The 13668-nt window shown below is 41.9% G+C and carries 13 protein-coding genes, 2 tRNA genes, 1 rRNA gene and 1 riboswitch; of the genes, 14 read left to right on the top strand and 2 right to left on the bottom strand.

What is annotated here, in order from left to right; genetic code table 11:
• The first annotated feature begins 37 nt into the window (after nt 1–37).
• The 5 genes from G610_RS0109475 (at nt 38) to G610_RS0109455 (ending at nt 5497) form a co-directional block, all read left to right on the top strand.
• The gene (locus G610_RS0109475; RefSeq protein WP_026524582.1) at nt 38–964 is read left to right on the top strand and encodes a glycosyltransferase family 2 protein; all 927 of its coding nucleotides are present in this window, start codon (nt 38–40) and stop codon (nt 962–964) included.
• 26 nt (nt 965–990) lie between these two features.
• Nucleotides 991–1632 carry a GTP pyrophosphokinase gene (locus G610_RS20395; protein ID WP_035793384.1) on the top strand — a complete coding sequence of 214 codons (642 nt, stop codon included), beginning with the start codon at nt 991–993 and terminating at the stop codon, nt 1630–1632.
• 277 nt (nt 1633–1909) lie between these two features.
• The gene (locus G610_RS0109465) at nt 1910–2509 is read left to right on the top strand and encodes a hypothetical protein (RefSeq protein ID WP_026524581.1); all 600 of its coding nucleotides are present in this window, start codon (nt 1910–1912) and stop codon (nt 2507–2509) included.
• 87 nt (nt 2510–2596) lie between these two features.
• Nucleotides 2597–4090 (top strand): M23 family metallopeptidase, encoded by a 1494-nt coding sequence (locus G610_RS0109460; protein WP_242829634.1) that lies wholly within the window; start codon nt 2597–2599, stop codon nt 4088–4090.
• Nucleotides 4091–4204: 114 nt separating this feature from the next.
• Nucleotides 4205–5497 carry a UDP-N-acetylglucosamine 1-carboxyvinyltransferase gene (locus G610_RS0109455; protein ID WP_026524579.1) on the top strand — a complete coding sequence of 431 codons (1293 nt, stop codon included), beginning with the start codon at nt 4205–4207 and terminating at the stop codon, nt 5495–5497.
• 41 nt (nt 5498–5538) lie between these two features.
• On the opposite strand, the gene G610_RS0109450 is transcribed toward G610_RS0109455, so the two are convergent.
• Together G610_RS0109450 and G610_RS20390 are read right to left on the bottom strand one after the other, a co-directional pair.
• Nucleotides 5539–6621 (bottom strand): HD-GYP domain-containing protein, encoded by a 1083-nt coding sequence (locus G610_RS0109450; protein WP_026524578.1) that lies wholly within the window; start codon nt 6619–6621, stop codon nt 5539–5541.
• A 132-nt stretch (nt 6622–6753) separates the two neighbouring features.
• Nucleotides 6754–7509: an ECF transporter S component gene (locus tag G610_RS20390; protein ID WP_035797330.1), complete on the bottom strand. Its 756-nt coding sequence runs from the start codon at nt 7507–7509 to the stop codon at nt 6754–6756.
• Between the two features lie 71 nt (nt 7510–7580).
• A riboswitch (FMN riboswitch) is annotated at nt 7581–7727 on the bottom strand.
• Nucleotides 7728–7815: 88 nt separating this feature from the next.
• Here G610_RS20390 and tsaE point away from each other — a divergent pair.
• From tsaE to G610_RS0109400, 9 genes are all read left to right on the top strand, one after another.
• On the top strand, nt 7816–8256 hold the full coding sequence (gene tsaE / locus G610_RS0109440; RefSeq protein WP_026496917.1) for a tRNA (adenosine(37)-N6)-threonylcarbamoyltransferase complex ATPase subunit type 1 TsaE: 441 nt from the start codon (nt 7816–7818) through the stop codon (nt 8254–8256).
• A 1-nt stretch (nt 8257) separates the two neighbouring features.
• Nucleotides 8258–9442 (top strand): tRNA (adenosine(37)-N6)-threonylcarbamoyltransferase complex dimerization subunit type 1 TsaB, encoded by a 1185-nt coding sequence (gene tsaB, locus G610_RS22670; protein ID WP_026524577.1) that lies wholly within the window; start codon nt 8258–8260, stop codon nt 9440–9442.
• Entirely contained in the window at nt 9435–10358 is a 924-nt protein-coding gene (locus G610_RS0109430) for a ribonuclease Z (RefSeq protein ID WP_026524576.1), read from the top strand. Before tsaB ends, G610_RS0109430 begins: the two co-directional genes overlap by 8 nt.
• Nucleotides 10359–10402: 44 nt before the next feature.
• On the top strand, nt 10403–10996 hold the full coding sequence (locus tag G610_RS0109425) for a DUF6715 family protein (RefSeq protein WP_026524575.1): 594 nt from the start codon (nt 10403–10405) through the stop codon (nt 10994–10996).
• Between the two features lie 58 nt (nt 10997–11054).
• Entirely contained in the window at nt 11055–12149 is a 1095-nt protein-coding gene (gene tsaD / locus G610_RS0109420) for a tRNA (adenosine(37)-N6)-threonylcarbamoyltransferase complex transferase subunit TsaD (RefSeq protein ID WP_051197917.1), read from the top strand.
• 33 nt (nt 12150–12182) lie between these two features.
• Complete coding sequence (ispD, locus tag G610_RS0109415) at nt 12183–12893, top strand: 2-C-methyl-D-erythritol 4-phosphate cytidylyltransferase (protein WP_026524573.1); 711 nt, start codon at nt 12183–12185, stop codon at nt 12891–12893.
• Between the two features lie 109 nt (nt 12894–13002).
• A tRNA-Ser gene (locus tag G610_RS0109410) sits at nt 13003–13088 on the top strand.
• A 39-nt stretch (nt 13089–13127) separates the two neighbouring features.
• Nucleotides 13128–13216 (top strand) — tRNA-Ser (locus G610_RS0109405).
• A gap of 324 nt (nt 13217–13540) precedes the next feature.
• A 16S ribosomal RNA gene (locus tag G610_RS0109400) occupies nt 13541–13668 on the top strand; the annotation flags it as partial.

The raw sequence follows: 13668 nt of genomic DNA, 5'->3' as shown, positions 1-13668 counted from the left end.
CGGATTAGCCGGGGCCTTTTATAACGTTAGGAATAATATGCAAACAGTAGATGTAATAATACCTTCATACAAGCCGGGGCCTGAGTTTTCAATGCTCATTGATGAGCTTGAGAAGCAGGCTTATGCAGTAAATAAGATCATTATTATCAACACTGAGAAGAGATACTTTGTAGAACGTGCTGAAATAGTGGACACTGTGGCTAAATATGGCAATATTGAGGTCAGACATATTGATAAGTCTGAATTTGATCATGGTAATACCAGGAATTTTGGTGTCAGCCTCTCAAATGCTGACTTATTTTTGATGATAACTCAGGATGCGATACCAAGGGACAATGCGCTCATTTCGCATCTTGTAAATGCGCTTCAGGATCCGGGAGTTGCTGCAGCTTATGCAAGACAGTATCCCAAGGCCGATTGTAATCTGGCTGAGAGATACTCAAGGAAATTCAATTATCCCACGGAAGCTGTGCGCAAGACGATTAAGGATCTGCCGAGACTTGGAATAAAGACTTTCTTCTGCTCCAATGTTTGTGCAATGTACAGAAGAGACGTTTTTGACAAGGTCGGAGGCTTTTTACACAAGGCTATTTTTAATGAAGATATGGTATTTGCAGGCAATGCAATGTATCAGGGCTATGCTATCTGCTATGTACCTGAGGCAGGAGTGATTCATTCACACAACTACTCATACATGCAGCAGTTTCACAGGAATTTTGATCTCGGGGTTTCTCAGACAGATCATCCTGAGATTTTCGCCGGAATCAAATCAGAATCAGAAGGAAAGCGCATGGTTCGTGATACCATTCGCCATTTCAGACATATAGGTAAGTCTTATCTGGTGCCTGACTATGTGATAATGTGTTCCTTCAGATTACTTGGTTATAAGCTTGGACGGAATTACAAAAAGTTACCAAAAAAGCTTGTTAAGGCATGCTCTATGAATAAGTCTTACTGGAAATAAGACTTTGGGTTAGCAATGGGGGAAATATGGATACAAGACTTTCAGATGGTGATATAAAAAGTTGGGAAGAAGTTAGTCTTCTATATAATTCAGCGCTTAAACAGATCAATACCAAGCTTGAAATTCTCAATGATGAGTTTCAGGAGGTTCACAGGTATAATCCGATTGAGCATATCAAGTCAAGGATCAAGACTCCGGAGAGCATTGTTAAAAAGCTCAGAAGGCACGGATATGAATCCACCCTTGAGAATATGATCAAGTACGTTAATGATATAGCCGGAATACGTATTATCTGTTCGTTTACTTCTGATATATACAGAATCGCAGATATGATCAGCAATCAGCAGGATATAAAGGTTCTTACCATCAAGGATTACATTATGAATCCCAAGACCAGCGGATACAGAAGCTATCACATGATACTGGCTGTTCCGGTATATCTTTCCGACAGAATGGCTGATGTTAAGGTAGAAGTGCAGATACGTACTGTTGCCATGGACTTTTGGGCAAGTCTTGAGCATAAGATACAGTACAAATTCGAAACGAAGGCACCTGCCAGAATCAAAGCCCAGTTATTTGAGTGCGCCAAGATCGTTGCAGAACTGGACGAGAGAATGCTTTCGCTTAATGATGAGATTCAGTCTGTGAACACGCAGGATATAGAATAATCCCCATTAATGAGGAGTGCCCAGACACCTTTCGGCGCCCGGGCTATTATGAAAAAATTTATCTATCTTTCGGAGCTAATGTAAAATGCTTCATGTGTAAGGACTAATTCCTTAACACATTGTAAATTATAACAACCAATTATTAACAAATTATGAACATTCTTTAAACTTGCGGTTAATTCATACAAAAGATTAGATGAGCAAAACGAATTATTGTGCGAATTGCATAAATGATGTAATCTAGATACTGACTCATAATTGTTTGATGGGAGGGGCTATGGAAAACTTTATTAAGAGGCATACGGACAAAATCAGCGCGCAGGAGATGATAAAGGCCAATAATGCCGCTGAAGCAGCACATCGCGAGCAGATTGAGAAGCAGAACAAACAATATGAAGAGGAGATTGATGTTCTTAAGAAGAATGCTGACAAGCTCGAAGCACGCCTTGACAGTATTGAGGGGATTTTAAAGGATCTTAAGGAGCCTAAAGCAACAAACGAAACATCCACCGGTGATCTTGACCGTGTTATTGACAGTATAAAAGAAGATATAGAAAAAAGAATGGACAAGACTGACGAAGCCACACATGATATCGGTGTGCGCATATATCGTAATGTCCAGGCTTCTGTTATTGATGAACAGAAAAAGCAGCTCGATGATATAAGAGAAGATCTTCATAAGCAGACAGATGCTATAAAAGGAGAATTCTCTGTGCTTTTAAGAAGGCTTGATACTACAAGAAATCAGCTTGAAGAGCAGTATCAGAACTCCAATAAATCAAATGGTAAAGGCGTTGTGCCTCTTTTGGTTATAGTTCTGCTTATCTCTTTGGGAGATCTTGTGTTCAACATATTAAGATTTTTAGGTTTGGTTTGATAAATGAGATTTAAAGGCAACAAAAAAATTCGAATAGGGTTATTTCAGGGCACAGCAATTGCTGTTGTTATGTGGATAATTTTCTTATTGCCCGTATATTCACCTATAGAGCATGGCGCCAATAACATTTTCGAGGTTTCGTTAAACGGAGTGCATGTTGGAACACTTGCATCCGAACAGGCCGCGAAAAAGTGTTTAAGAGACGCTAGAAGGCAGTTTGCAAAGGGAAGTGAGGAATTAGTCCTTTCTGATGCTCAGCTCACTCTCGAGGGACGTGAGGTGCTTTTTGGAGAGGTTGACAGTAAAAAGACTGTCAGACAGAATATGCTCGATGTTTTAAAGAGCGACACAAAGACCACTCTTGAGAGAGCCTATACAGTAAAAATCAATAAGTTTATCGTGAATCTGGCCAGCAAGGATGACGTTTTTACACTTCTTCAGACCGCGATTGCAAAATATGATACTGAGAATTTATATAGTGTCGACCTTGTTACCGATAATGCAAGAGAGGTTAATGTACTTACCTCAGAAGTGGTTTCCACAGAAGAGGTAGAGGCTAAGGAGGAACAGATTAAGCTTCCTGAAGCCGGAATCGATCTTGCTATCAGCGAGATTTTCAATCAGATTAAGCCTCTTACAGAGGAAAAGAGCTTTGAGGATTATAAGCTTGGACTTATGAACATCGATTTTGGTGACAAGATAGAGGTGGTTGAAAGTTATCTTCCGCTTTCAGAGATAACAGATGTTCAGACCGCCATCGATGAAGTTACCAAGGATCAGGAGACCAATCAGATATATGAGATCCAGAGCGGTGATACACTTGGACTTATTGCAGAGAAGTTTGGACTTTCTCTGGATGATCTGGTGGCAATGAATGAGACAATAGACACTCCGGAATCCATGATTCGTGTGGGTGATGAGATTATAGTAACTGTTCCGGAGCCTGAGCTTTCTGTAGTTTATACTAAGCAGGAATACTATGAGGAAGATTATGAAGCTGATGTAATATACATTGATAATGACTCATGGTACACCACAAGACAGGAAGTTGTTCAGGAACCTTCTGCGGGACATCGTAAGGTAGTAGCACTTGTAAACTATGAGAATAACGGTGAGACCGGACGAGATATTCAAAAAGAAGAAGTTACTTACGAAGCTGTAGCAAAAATTGTAGAACGAGGAACAATCGTACCTCCTACATATATAAAGCCTATTTCCGGCGGACGCCTGTCCTCTGGATTCGGAAGACGTTCAGCACCTACCAAGGGAGCAAGTACCTATCATAAGGGAATTGACTGGGCTACTCCTGTAGGAACTGCGGTAATGGCTTCCAATGGAGGCGTAGTAACAAGAGCCGGATGGGGCAGAGGATATGGATATGTAATCTATATCAGACATTCCGATGGCAGAGAGACCAGATATGGTCACCTTTCCAAGATACTTGTGAGCGTTGGACAGTCCGTCTCTCAGGGACAGAAGATCGCTCTTAGCGGTAATACCGGTGTAAGTACGGGAGCACATCTCCACTTTGAGATCCTTATTAACGGATCACAGGTAAATCCGCTTAATTACTTGAACTGACGGTTTTTATTTTACAAAGTTATATATTTGTGGTATAACAATAGCCGTTAGCAATTTATGGGGAGAGTTTATTGACTAGGAAGTTCACAAATTTGTGAATGTAGTAGAGATTATATGGAAAAATACGTAATAAAGGGCGGTATACCGCTCGTTGGTGAAGTTGAAATAGGCGGAGCCAAGAATGCTGCACTTCCGATTCTTGCCGCTGCGACAATGTCTGATGAGACAGTTTATATCGACAATATGCCCGATGAAGCTGATACAAATGTAATGCTTCAGGCTATGCAGAGCATAGGCGTTATTGTCGAGCGTACAGGTCGTCATTCAGTTAAAATCAATGCTTCACATGTAAGTGACTATAGAATAGAGAACGAGTATATCAAGAAGATCAGAGCTTCTTACTATATGATTGGAGCTTTTCTTGGAAAGTATAACAATGCTCAGGTTGTATTACCCGGTGGCTGTAATATAGGTCTTAGACCTATCGATCAGCATATCAAGGGCTTTACCGCTCTTGGAGCTAATGTAACAATCGAGCACGGAATGATCAGTGCAAGGGCTGAGAAGCTCGTTGCAAGTCATATATATCTTGATATAGCCAGTGTTGGTGCCACCATCAATATCATGATGGCTGCAGCAATGGCAGAGGGTAAGACTATTATTGAGAATGCTGCAAAAGAGCCTCATGTAGTAGATCTTGCCAACTTCCTTAACAGTATGGGAGCTGATATCAAGGGTGCAGGTACTGATGTTATCAGAATCAGAGGTGTTGAGAGACTTCACGGTACGGAATATACTATTATTCCCGACCAGATCGAGGCAGGCACCTTCATGATGATAGCAGCTGCCACTAAGGGCGATATTACTATTAAAAATGTTATTCCCAAGCACTTAGAGTCTATCAGCGCCAAGCTTATAGAGATGGGCTGCCAGGTACTTGAGTCTGATGATGCAGTAAGAGTTGTTGCCACCAAGAGAATGCGCAATGCTCATGTTAAGACTCTTCCTTATCCCGGATATCCCACAGACATGCAGCCGCAGATTACAGTTGTTCTCGGGCTTGCCAGTGGTATCAGTCTTGTGACAGAGTCACTTTTTGAAAACAGATTTAAATATGTTGATGAGCTTACCAGAATGGGAGCCAATATCAAAGTAGAGGGAAGCACAGCCATTATTGAAGGTGTTGATAAATACACCGGAGCTGAAGTTGCAGCACCTGACCTTAGAGCAGGAGCAGCCCTTGTAATAGCAGGTCTTACTGCAGAAGGATTTACTACTGTAGAAGAGATCAGATATATCGAAAGAGGCTATGAGGACTTTGATGTGAAGCTCAGGGAGCTGGGAGCACAGATCACTAAGGTAGATACCGACAGAGATATTCAGAAGTTTAAACTTAAATTTGCATAATTAAAAAGAAAAGCCATACCTTCGTCTAGAGGGTGTGGCTTTTATAGTATCTGTTCTATATGGAGATCCGGATGCTGTGTCAGATCCACGTAGTCCGAACCAATCTTTAACGTCGGTCTCGACAAATGATCCCTGTTAATAAAGATTATTTCGCCTTCCTGCCCGTTGTTTAACCGAACCTTGTTCAGAAGATAGGTATTAACAATGTTTTGAAGGAATGTCATTATGGCGTTGGTATCGTATCGCTGAAGCCCTTCAGATTCAAATAACTCAATAGCCAAAAACGGACATAGAGGATCTCTGTAAACTCTGGCAGAGGTCATTGCATCATATACGTCCGCAATCGATACGATTTTTGCATAATAATCGATTTGAGGTCCCTTTAAATGAGCAGGATACCCGGATCCATCGCATCTTTCATGATGCATAAGGGCGGCATTTTTAACATGATCGCTGACATCCAGATCGGAAAGTACCATATATCCCTGAGCAGGATGCGTCTGTACCACTGTGTATTCATCGGAAGTCAGGTTTGTGGGCTTTGTGATGATTTCACTGGGGATCATCAGTTTTCCGATATCATGCAAAAGACCTGCCTCAGTCAAAACCTCGATGTCGTCATCGCTCATTCTCAGCCATTGTCCCATAATATTGCATATCATGGCCACACTTACGCAGTGAACATAAGTTGCATCGTCATAACGACGAAGGCTGTGAAGCATATCCAAAATATTCGAAGGATTGTTACCTTTATGCATAAGTGCATAAATGGGAGACATCACTTCCTCGAGACTGAAGTTTTCTTTATCGTTAATGAGATCGTCTATACCGGATTTGAATTTCTGGGAGCAGTTTTCGAAATCCTGCTTAAACTCCTTGAATTCAGCGGTTTCGCGAAGCCTTGATGCGTATGAACCGTCTGAGCTGTCAGTGGGCATATTATCTAATGATTCATCATAATCTTCAACAAGGACATTTGCGACAGAATAAAAAGACAGCTTGGTGATTGCCTGATTATCAAGGACTGTTCCTTTAGGCAACACAAGCTGATTATTGTCATAAGAATATACATTGTCCGACAGGATCATGCCGGGAATGAGTTTTTTGGTGATCAACCTTTTCATAGGTGCCTCGCAGACAATAAATATTCAGCATTTATACAATAATTTTATGATATTGCGCTGACAAAAGTCAATAAAGGCACCTACACCAGGTATTAAAAAATGATTAAGAAAATATAAATGAAGGCTTTGTTATTATGCTTCCTGTCTCTTTGCAGAAACAATGGTAGCATTCTTAATGATGGGACTTAACTTCTTATATACTGCAACGGTAACACCGGTGATGATGCCGCCCTTTAAGAGGTTAAGAGGTGCAACTGCGAAAAGAACAAATGTAAACATGTTGTTGATTGAAGGATTCACAGCTGTTCCCATAGCGATAAGTGAATCAACAGGCATTCCGTAAAGTGCTGCAAATGCAGGAAGTAGATAGAATGCATTTAATGAGCTTCCTACGATTGTGATAATAAGAGTTCCTGTAAGGCAGGAGATCATTGCCATCTTACGTGTCTTCTTAAACAGATAAATGATAGAAGCAGGAAGTACATAGCTGCAGCCTACGATAAAATTGGCAAGCTCGCCTACGAATGCGGTTGTTGTTCCGTTGATTACAAGATTAAGAAGAATCTTGATGAACTCGATGAGCACGCCGGTCATAGGACCAAAAGCAAATGCACCGACTACTGCAGGAAGATCGGAAAGATCGATCCTATAAAAGCTGGGTGCGAAGAATACCGGAATCTCAAAAATCATCAGGATTGCGGAGATTGCGGAAAACAGTCCGATTATTACAACTTTACGGGTTGTAAGAGCGGAACCGTCATCACCGGTCTTTTTAGCAACAAGCTTTTCAGCTACCTTTGCTACGACAAACATTGCAGCGATAAGAAGCAGAAATACAACAACGTATCCTGCGTTGTCTGCAATTGAAGTTAATAGGTTGTTTTTCATTGGTTTTTCCTCCTTAGATTGTCGGGGAGGATTAGAAAAAGATTAATCGCGTAATAAAACTAGACATATAACGACATCTTCTACCATCCAGACTATACTGTCGGTTTTGGATTCACACCAAATCGGCCGCCGTAGCGGTTCGCGGACTTGCCCTCAGATGAGCTTCTCACCTGGGTATCACCACCGGTAGGGAATTGCACCCCGCCCCGAAGATATTATTTACAAACACAATAATATTTCATCAAATCAAATTCGTCAATAGGGGTATAACTTGCATTTTGATGATTTCTGCAATATTCTGATTATATGAATACAATATTAGAAACATTTTCAGCTGAAGAGACTTTTGCATTTGGCAAAAGAATAGGCGAGACCGCAGAACCCGGGATGGTATATACCCTCGTGGGTGATCTTGGCGTGGGAAAAACCGTCTTAACCCAGGGCGTTGCAGCAGGTCTTGGAATCGAGGGTCCCGTAAACAGCCCTACTTTTACAATATTACAGGTTTACGATCAGGGCAGAATACCCTTCTATCATTTTGATGTCTACAGAATCGGTGATGTCAGTGAGATGGACGAGATTGGGTATGAGGATTATTTTTATGGGCAAGGCCTGTGCTTCATAGAATGGGCCAATCTTATAGAAGAAATATTGCCTGAAAAATACATGGAAATAACAATCGAAAAGGATTTAAGGAAAGGAACAGACTATCGTCGCATAACACTTGAGACGATAGATAACAGATAAAATGAAGATTATTTCACTGGATACCTCAGGGCTTGTCTGTACTGTAGCTGTTACAGAGGATGACAGATTATTATCTGAGTTTTCAATTCAGCATAAAATAACACATTCAGAGCTCCTTCTTCCTATGATGGAGCAGATAAAAGAGAGGCTTTCACTTGATCTTAGTACTGTTGATGCTATTGCTGTATCAGCGGGTCCCGGATCATTTACAGGCCTTAGAATCGGTGTGGCAACAGCGAAAGGACTTTGCCTTGCGCTGAATAAGCCCCTTATAGCAGTGCCTACATTGGACGCTTTGGCATACAACCTTTATGGCAATGAGAATATTATCTGTCCCATGATGGATGCCAGAAGAAGTCAGGTCTATACGGGAATCTATACCTTTGTTCCGGAAAAAGAAAATGAAGATCAGCACGAAGTTTTCTATAAGATGAAGACCCTTATGCCGCAGGCAGCCATGTCCGTTGCAGACATAGCAGACAGGCTCAATCAGATTGGCAAAAGAGTTGTCCTTCTTGGGGATGGAATCCCTGTTTACAGAGATAAACTTGACGATCTTCTTAAGGTTGATTACATTCTTGCACCGCCTCTTGCCAACAGGCAGCGTGCAGCAGCTCTTTCTGTTCTTGCAGCGGAGTATTTCAGAAAAGGCAAGATTGCAGATACTGACAGCTTTGCTCCTGAATACTTAAGGGCATCACAGGCAGAGCGAGAAGCAAAAGAGAAAAAGGCTAATGCCGTTAAGATAAGAGAGATGAGCGCAGAGGACATCACAGATGCTGCCACTTTAGAAGCTGCAAGTCTTGGAAAAGAAGCCTGGACCGAGAAGCAGCTACTTGAAGCCTGCACTCGTGATGACACGGTTTATATTGTTGCAGAAAAAGCAGGTAGAGTAGTCGGCCTTTGCGGAGTAAGGAATATTTCAGGCGAGGGTGATATTACCAATGTTTCAGTGTCAGCAGAGCTTCGCAGCACTGGGATTGGATACTTGATGCTTACTGAGCTTTTGAAAAAGGCAGAAGGCATCGGATGCAGGGATTTTACCCTCGAGGTTCGCGAACAGAATCAGCCTGCAAGGAAGCTTTATGAGAAGCTTGGCTTTGTTAATGAAGGAATACGTCCGAATTTCTATGATGATCCGGACGATAATGCAGTAATTTATTGGAAGAGAAATACGAATGATTGATGTTTGTTTACTTGGAACCGGCGGAATGATGCCGCTTCCGAACAGATTTTTAACCGCACTTATGGTGCGATATAACGGAAAAAGCATACTGGTTGACTGCGGAGAGGGAACACAGATTGCCCTCAGGAAATCAGGATGGAGTCCCAAGCCCATAGATGTTATCTGCTTTACGCATTACCACGCAGATCATATATCAGGACTCCCCGGAATGCTTCTTACCATGGGTAATGCGGAGAGAACGGAGCCCCTTCTTTTAGTTGGCCCCAAAGGACTTCAGCGCGTAGTAAAGGCTTTGCGGACAATAGCTCCGGAGCTGCCTTTTGAGATTCAGTACCATGAAATAGAAGGGGATAGCGATGAATTCACACTCCCCGGAATGAATGAATTCAGAATTAAAGCCTTTAAGGTAAATCACAATATTTTATGCTACGGCTATACCATGCATCTTGATCGCATAGGCAAATTTGATGTGGAGAGGGCAAAAGCCTCGGGAATCGAAATGAAGTTCTGGAACAGACTTCAGAAGGGCGAGACTATAACCACAGACGATGGCAAAGTTTTCACCCCTGATATGGTTCTTGGCGAGCAGAGAAAAGGAATCCATCTAACCTATGTGACAGATTCAAGACCAACGGACAGTATCGCGGAAAATGCCGAAGGCTCTGATCTTTTCATATGTGAAGGCATGTATGGTGAAGAGGATAAGCTTCAAAAGGCAAGAGAAAACAAGCATATGACCATGTATGAGGCAGCAGAACTGGCTAAAAAGGCCAAGGTGGAGCAGATGTGGCTTACACATTACAGCCCTTCACTTGTTAATCCCAAAGAATATCTGCCAAAGGTACAGGATATTTTCAAGAACTCTGTTGCAACAAAAGATGGAAGAGTAATAACCTTGAGATTTGAAGAAGACTAAAGCATAGAAATTAACGGAATTAGGACGACATGTAGGAGGGGTATATGGACGATTCCAAAAAGAACGCTATTATAAAAGCTGTTATTTTGATGGTTCTGTTTGCTGCAGTTATACTGGGCATTTTTGTCATAGTAAATAGAGGTAGAAGCAGTACCAACAGCACTACTGAAGATCAGGAACTTACTGAGGTTCAAAAGATCACCACTACGGACCTGTCCAAGACCTATCCCAAAACACCTGCCACCGTTGCGGATCTGTACATACGTATAATGAAGGTAATGTACAAGCAGACCTACACTGATGAAGAATTTAATCAGATGGCAGACGTAATGAAGGGTATTTTTGATGACGATCTTATTGCGAATCAGTCCAACTGGCCTCAAAGCCTTAAGGATGAGGTAGATCAAAAAAAGGAAGAGGACTATTCCATTTCCAAATATGAAGTCCTTTCAAATGACATCGAAGAAACCAAAGAAACCGGTGAAGAAATAGCAAACGTCCTTGCCAAGGTTTATTTAAGGCACGGAACCCATACAAATATATACAACTATCTTTTTGTACTTAGAAAAGATGCCAATAAAAACTGGAAAATCCTCGGGTGGACAGTATCAGAAGTAAAGGATACGGAAGCGAATTAATATGGATAACAATCATGAAAACATCAAACGCCGTACCGATGAGGACGGCGTAATATTTATGTCAATCAAAAATGAACAGACTGAAGCTTTGCAGGAATCAAAAGATGAAGATATTAACATTCTTGCTATCGAAAGCAGCTGCGATGAGACTGCTGCGGCAGTAGTCAGAAACGGAAGAGAAGTTCTTTCTAATATCATATCTTCTCAGATTGCACTTCATACTGTTTATGGCGGAGTTGTGCCAGAAATAGCATCCCGCAAGCATGTGGAGAAGATCAATGTCTGTGTGAGAGCTGCATTAAGTGAGGCAGGAATGACTCTTGATGACATTGACGCTATTGCAGTTACTTACGGCCCCGGGCTTGTAGGAGCTCTTCTTGTTGGTGTATCTGAAGCAAAAGCTTTAAGCTTTGCAACAGGTAAACCTCTTGTTGGCGTACATCACATAGAAGGACATATCTGCGCCAATTATATAGAATATAAAGAGCTTGAGCCGCCATTCATGTGCCTTGTTGCATCAGGCGGACACTCTCATCTTGTCTATGTAAAAGATTACGGAGAATATGACATAATCGGCCAGACCAGAGATGATGCGGCAGGAGAAGCTTTTGATAAAGTCGCAAGAGCCATAGGTCTTGGATACCCCGGAGGCCCCAAGGTGGACAAAGCTGCAAGAGAGGGAAATCCCGATGCCATCGCATTTCCCAGAGCCAAAACCTCAGAAAAATCCTATGACTTTAGCTTCAGCGGCTTAAAGTCTGCGGTTCTCAACTACCTTAATCAGGCAGAGATGAAGGGTGAAGAAATTAATAAAAATGACGTGGCAGCATCCTTCCAAAAAGCGGTTGTAGATGTTTTAACTGAGCACACAATGGAAGCTGCCGAAGAATATAAATGTAAAAAAGTCGCAATAGCAGGCGGAGTTGCATCCAATACAGCACTTAGAGAGAGACTGGAAGCAGAATGCGAAAAACGAGGAATGGCTTTCTATAGGCCTGCACCTGTACTTTGCACGGATAATGCAGCTATGATAGGTGCCGCAGGCTACTACGAGTATCTAAAAGGAAACCGTGCCGGAATGGATCTGAATGCAGTTCCCAATCTCCCCCTTGGAGACAGAGAACGCAGATATCATGGAAGAAGCAGTAACTAATCTTTTTATAGATTTATGTTAAGGAGATTCTCATTGAAAACAACAGCAATAGTGCTTGCTGCAGGAAGTGGCAGCAGAATGCAAAGCGGCGTAAAAAAACAGTATATGGAAATATGCGGTTCGCCGCTTCTTCTGTATTCTTTAAAAGCTTTTGAAAACAGTTTTATAGATGAAATAATATTAGTACTTCCCGAGAGTGACATACAGCAGGTAAAAGAAGATATAATAGATCCTGCCGGCTTTTCCAAAATAAAGGCCATAGTCGCCGGAGGAAGTACAAGATATCATAGTGTACGTTTAGGACTCCTTGCAGCCTCAAGAGATACTGAGGCTGTTTTTATTCATGATGGCGCAAGACCTTTCATAGATGATGAGATTCTCGATCGTGCTTTGTCCGCTGTAAAAGAATATGGTGCATGCGTTGTGGGCATGCCTGTAAAGGATACCATCAAGCTTGCCGATGAAAACGGATTTGCCGCTACAACTCCCGACAGAGACAAGACCTGGCTCATTCAGACACCACAGGTTTTTCTCTATCCTGAGATATTAGAGCTCTATGAAAAGCTTGCTGCTGAAGAAGAAAGACTTCTTTCAGAGGGGGTAAATATTACCGATGATGCCATGGTTATGGAAACTTTTGGTACCAGAAAGGTAAAACTTATAAAGGGGTCTTATGACAATATAAAAATCACTACACCTGAGGATTTAACCCTTGCGGAATCCATTATAAATAAGAAACTATAAAATTATTAAAAATTTTCAAAAATTAATATTGACAAAGGTTTACTACGTTGTTATTATAATTATCGCGCTGTGCGTTGAAGCCCAACAAACAGTAGCCGATATAGTGTTTGGAGCGATATCGAAGCGGTCATAACGAGGCGGTCTTGAAAACCGTTTGGCGGCAACGCCACGAGGGTTCGAATCCCTCTCGCTCCGCTCAAAATTGAAGAGTGAAGAATTAAAGTCAACACTTTTGCAGAAGTACTCAAGAGGTTGAAGAGACACCCCTGGAAAGGGTGCAGGTCGTTAACAGCGGCGCGAGGGTTCAAATCCCTCCTTCTGCGGTCCTCATCAGTAACATCGATGAGATGCACTTTGACAATGGAATAGTAATGCAACCCTGAAAATTCCAAACAGCATTGAGCAGAGCAAAATCAATCAGGGATAGCTCGTGCAAGTTTGCTTGCTAAGAGCTATACATGAATGATTTTATTTTGTGAAAGCAAAAGATTGGGAAACGCGAAGCGTTTCGCAATACCGGCTCTGATCAATAACGAATATTCAGAGAACAAAACAAACCTAACAAGGTAAAAACGGACAGAACAAAGCCAAGCTTTAGTTCTGGTCAGACGAACGATCCAGTCACTTTAAGTGATTAGATAAATTTTAAACGTGAGAGTTCGATCCTGGCTCAGGATGAACGCTGGCGGCGTGCCTAACACATGCAAGTCGAACGGAGATTTAACGCTGATGAGGCTTCGGCGGAATCTTGTTAAATCTTAGTGGCGGACGGGTG

The sequence above is a fragment of the Butyrivibrio sp. MB2005 genome (assembly GCF_000424285.1).
Taxonomy (GTDB): Bacteria; Bacillota; Clostridia; order Lachnospirales; family Lachnospiraceae; genus Butyrivibrio.
The sequence above is the reverse complement of the archived record's forward strand: the minus strand, read 5'-3'. Positions and strand labels throughout refer to the sequence as shown.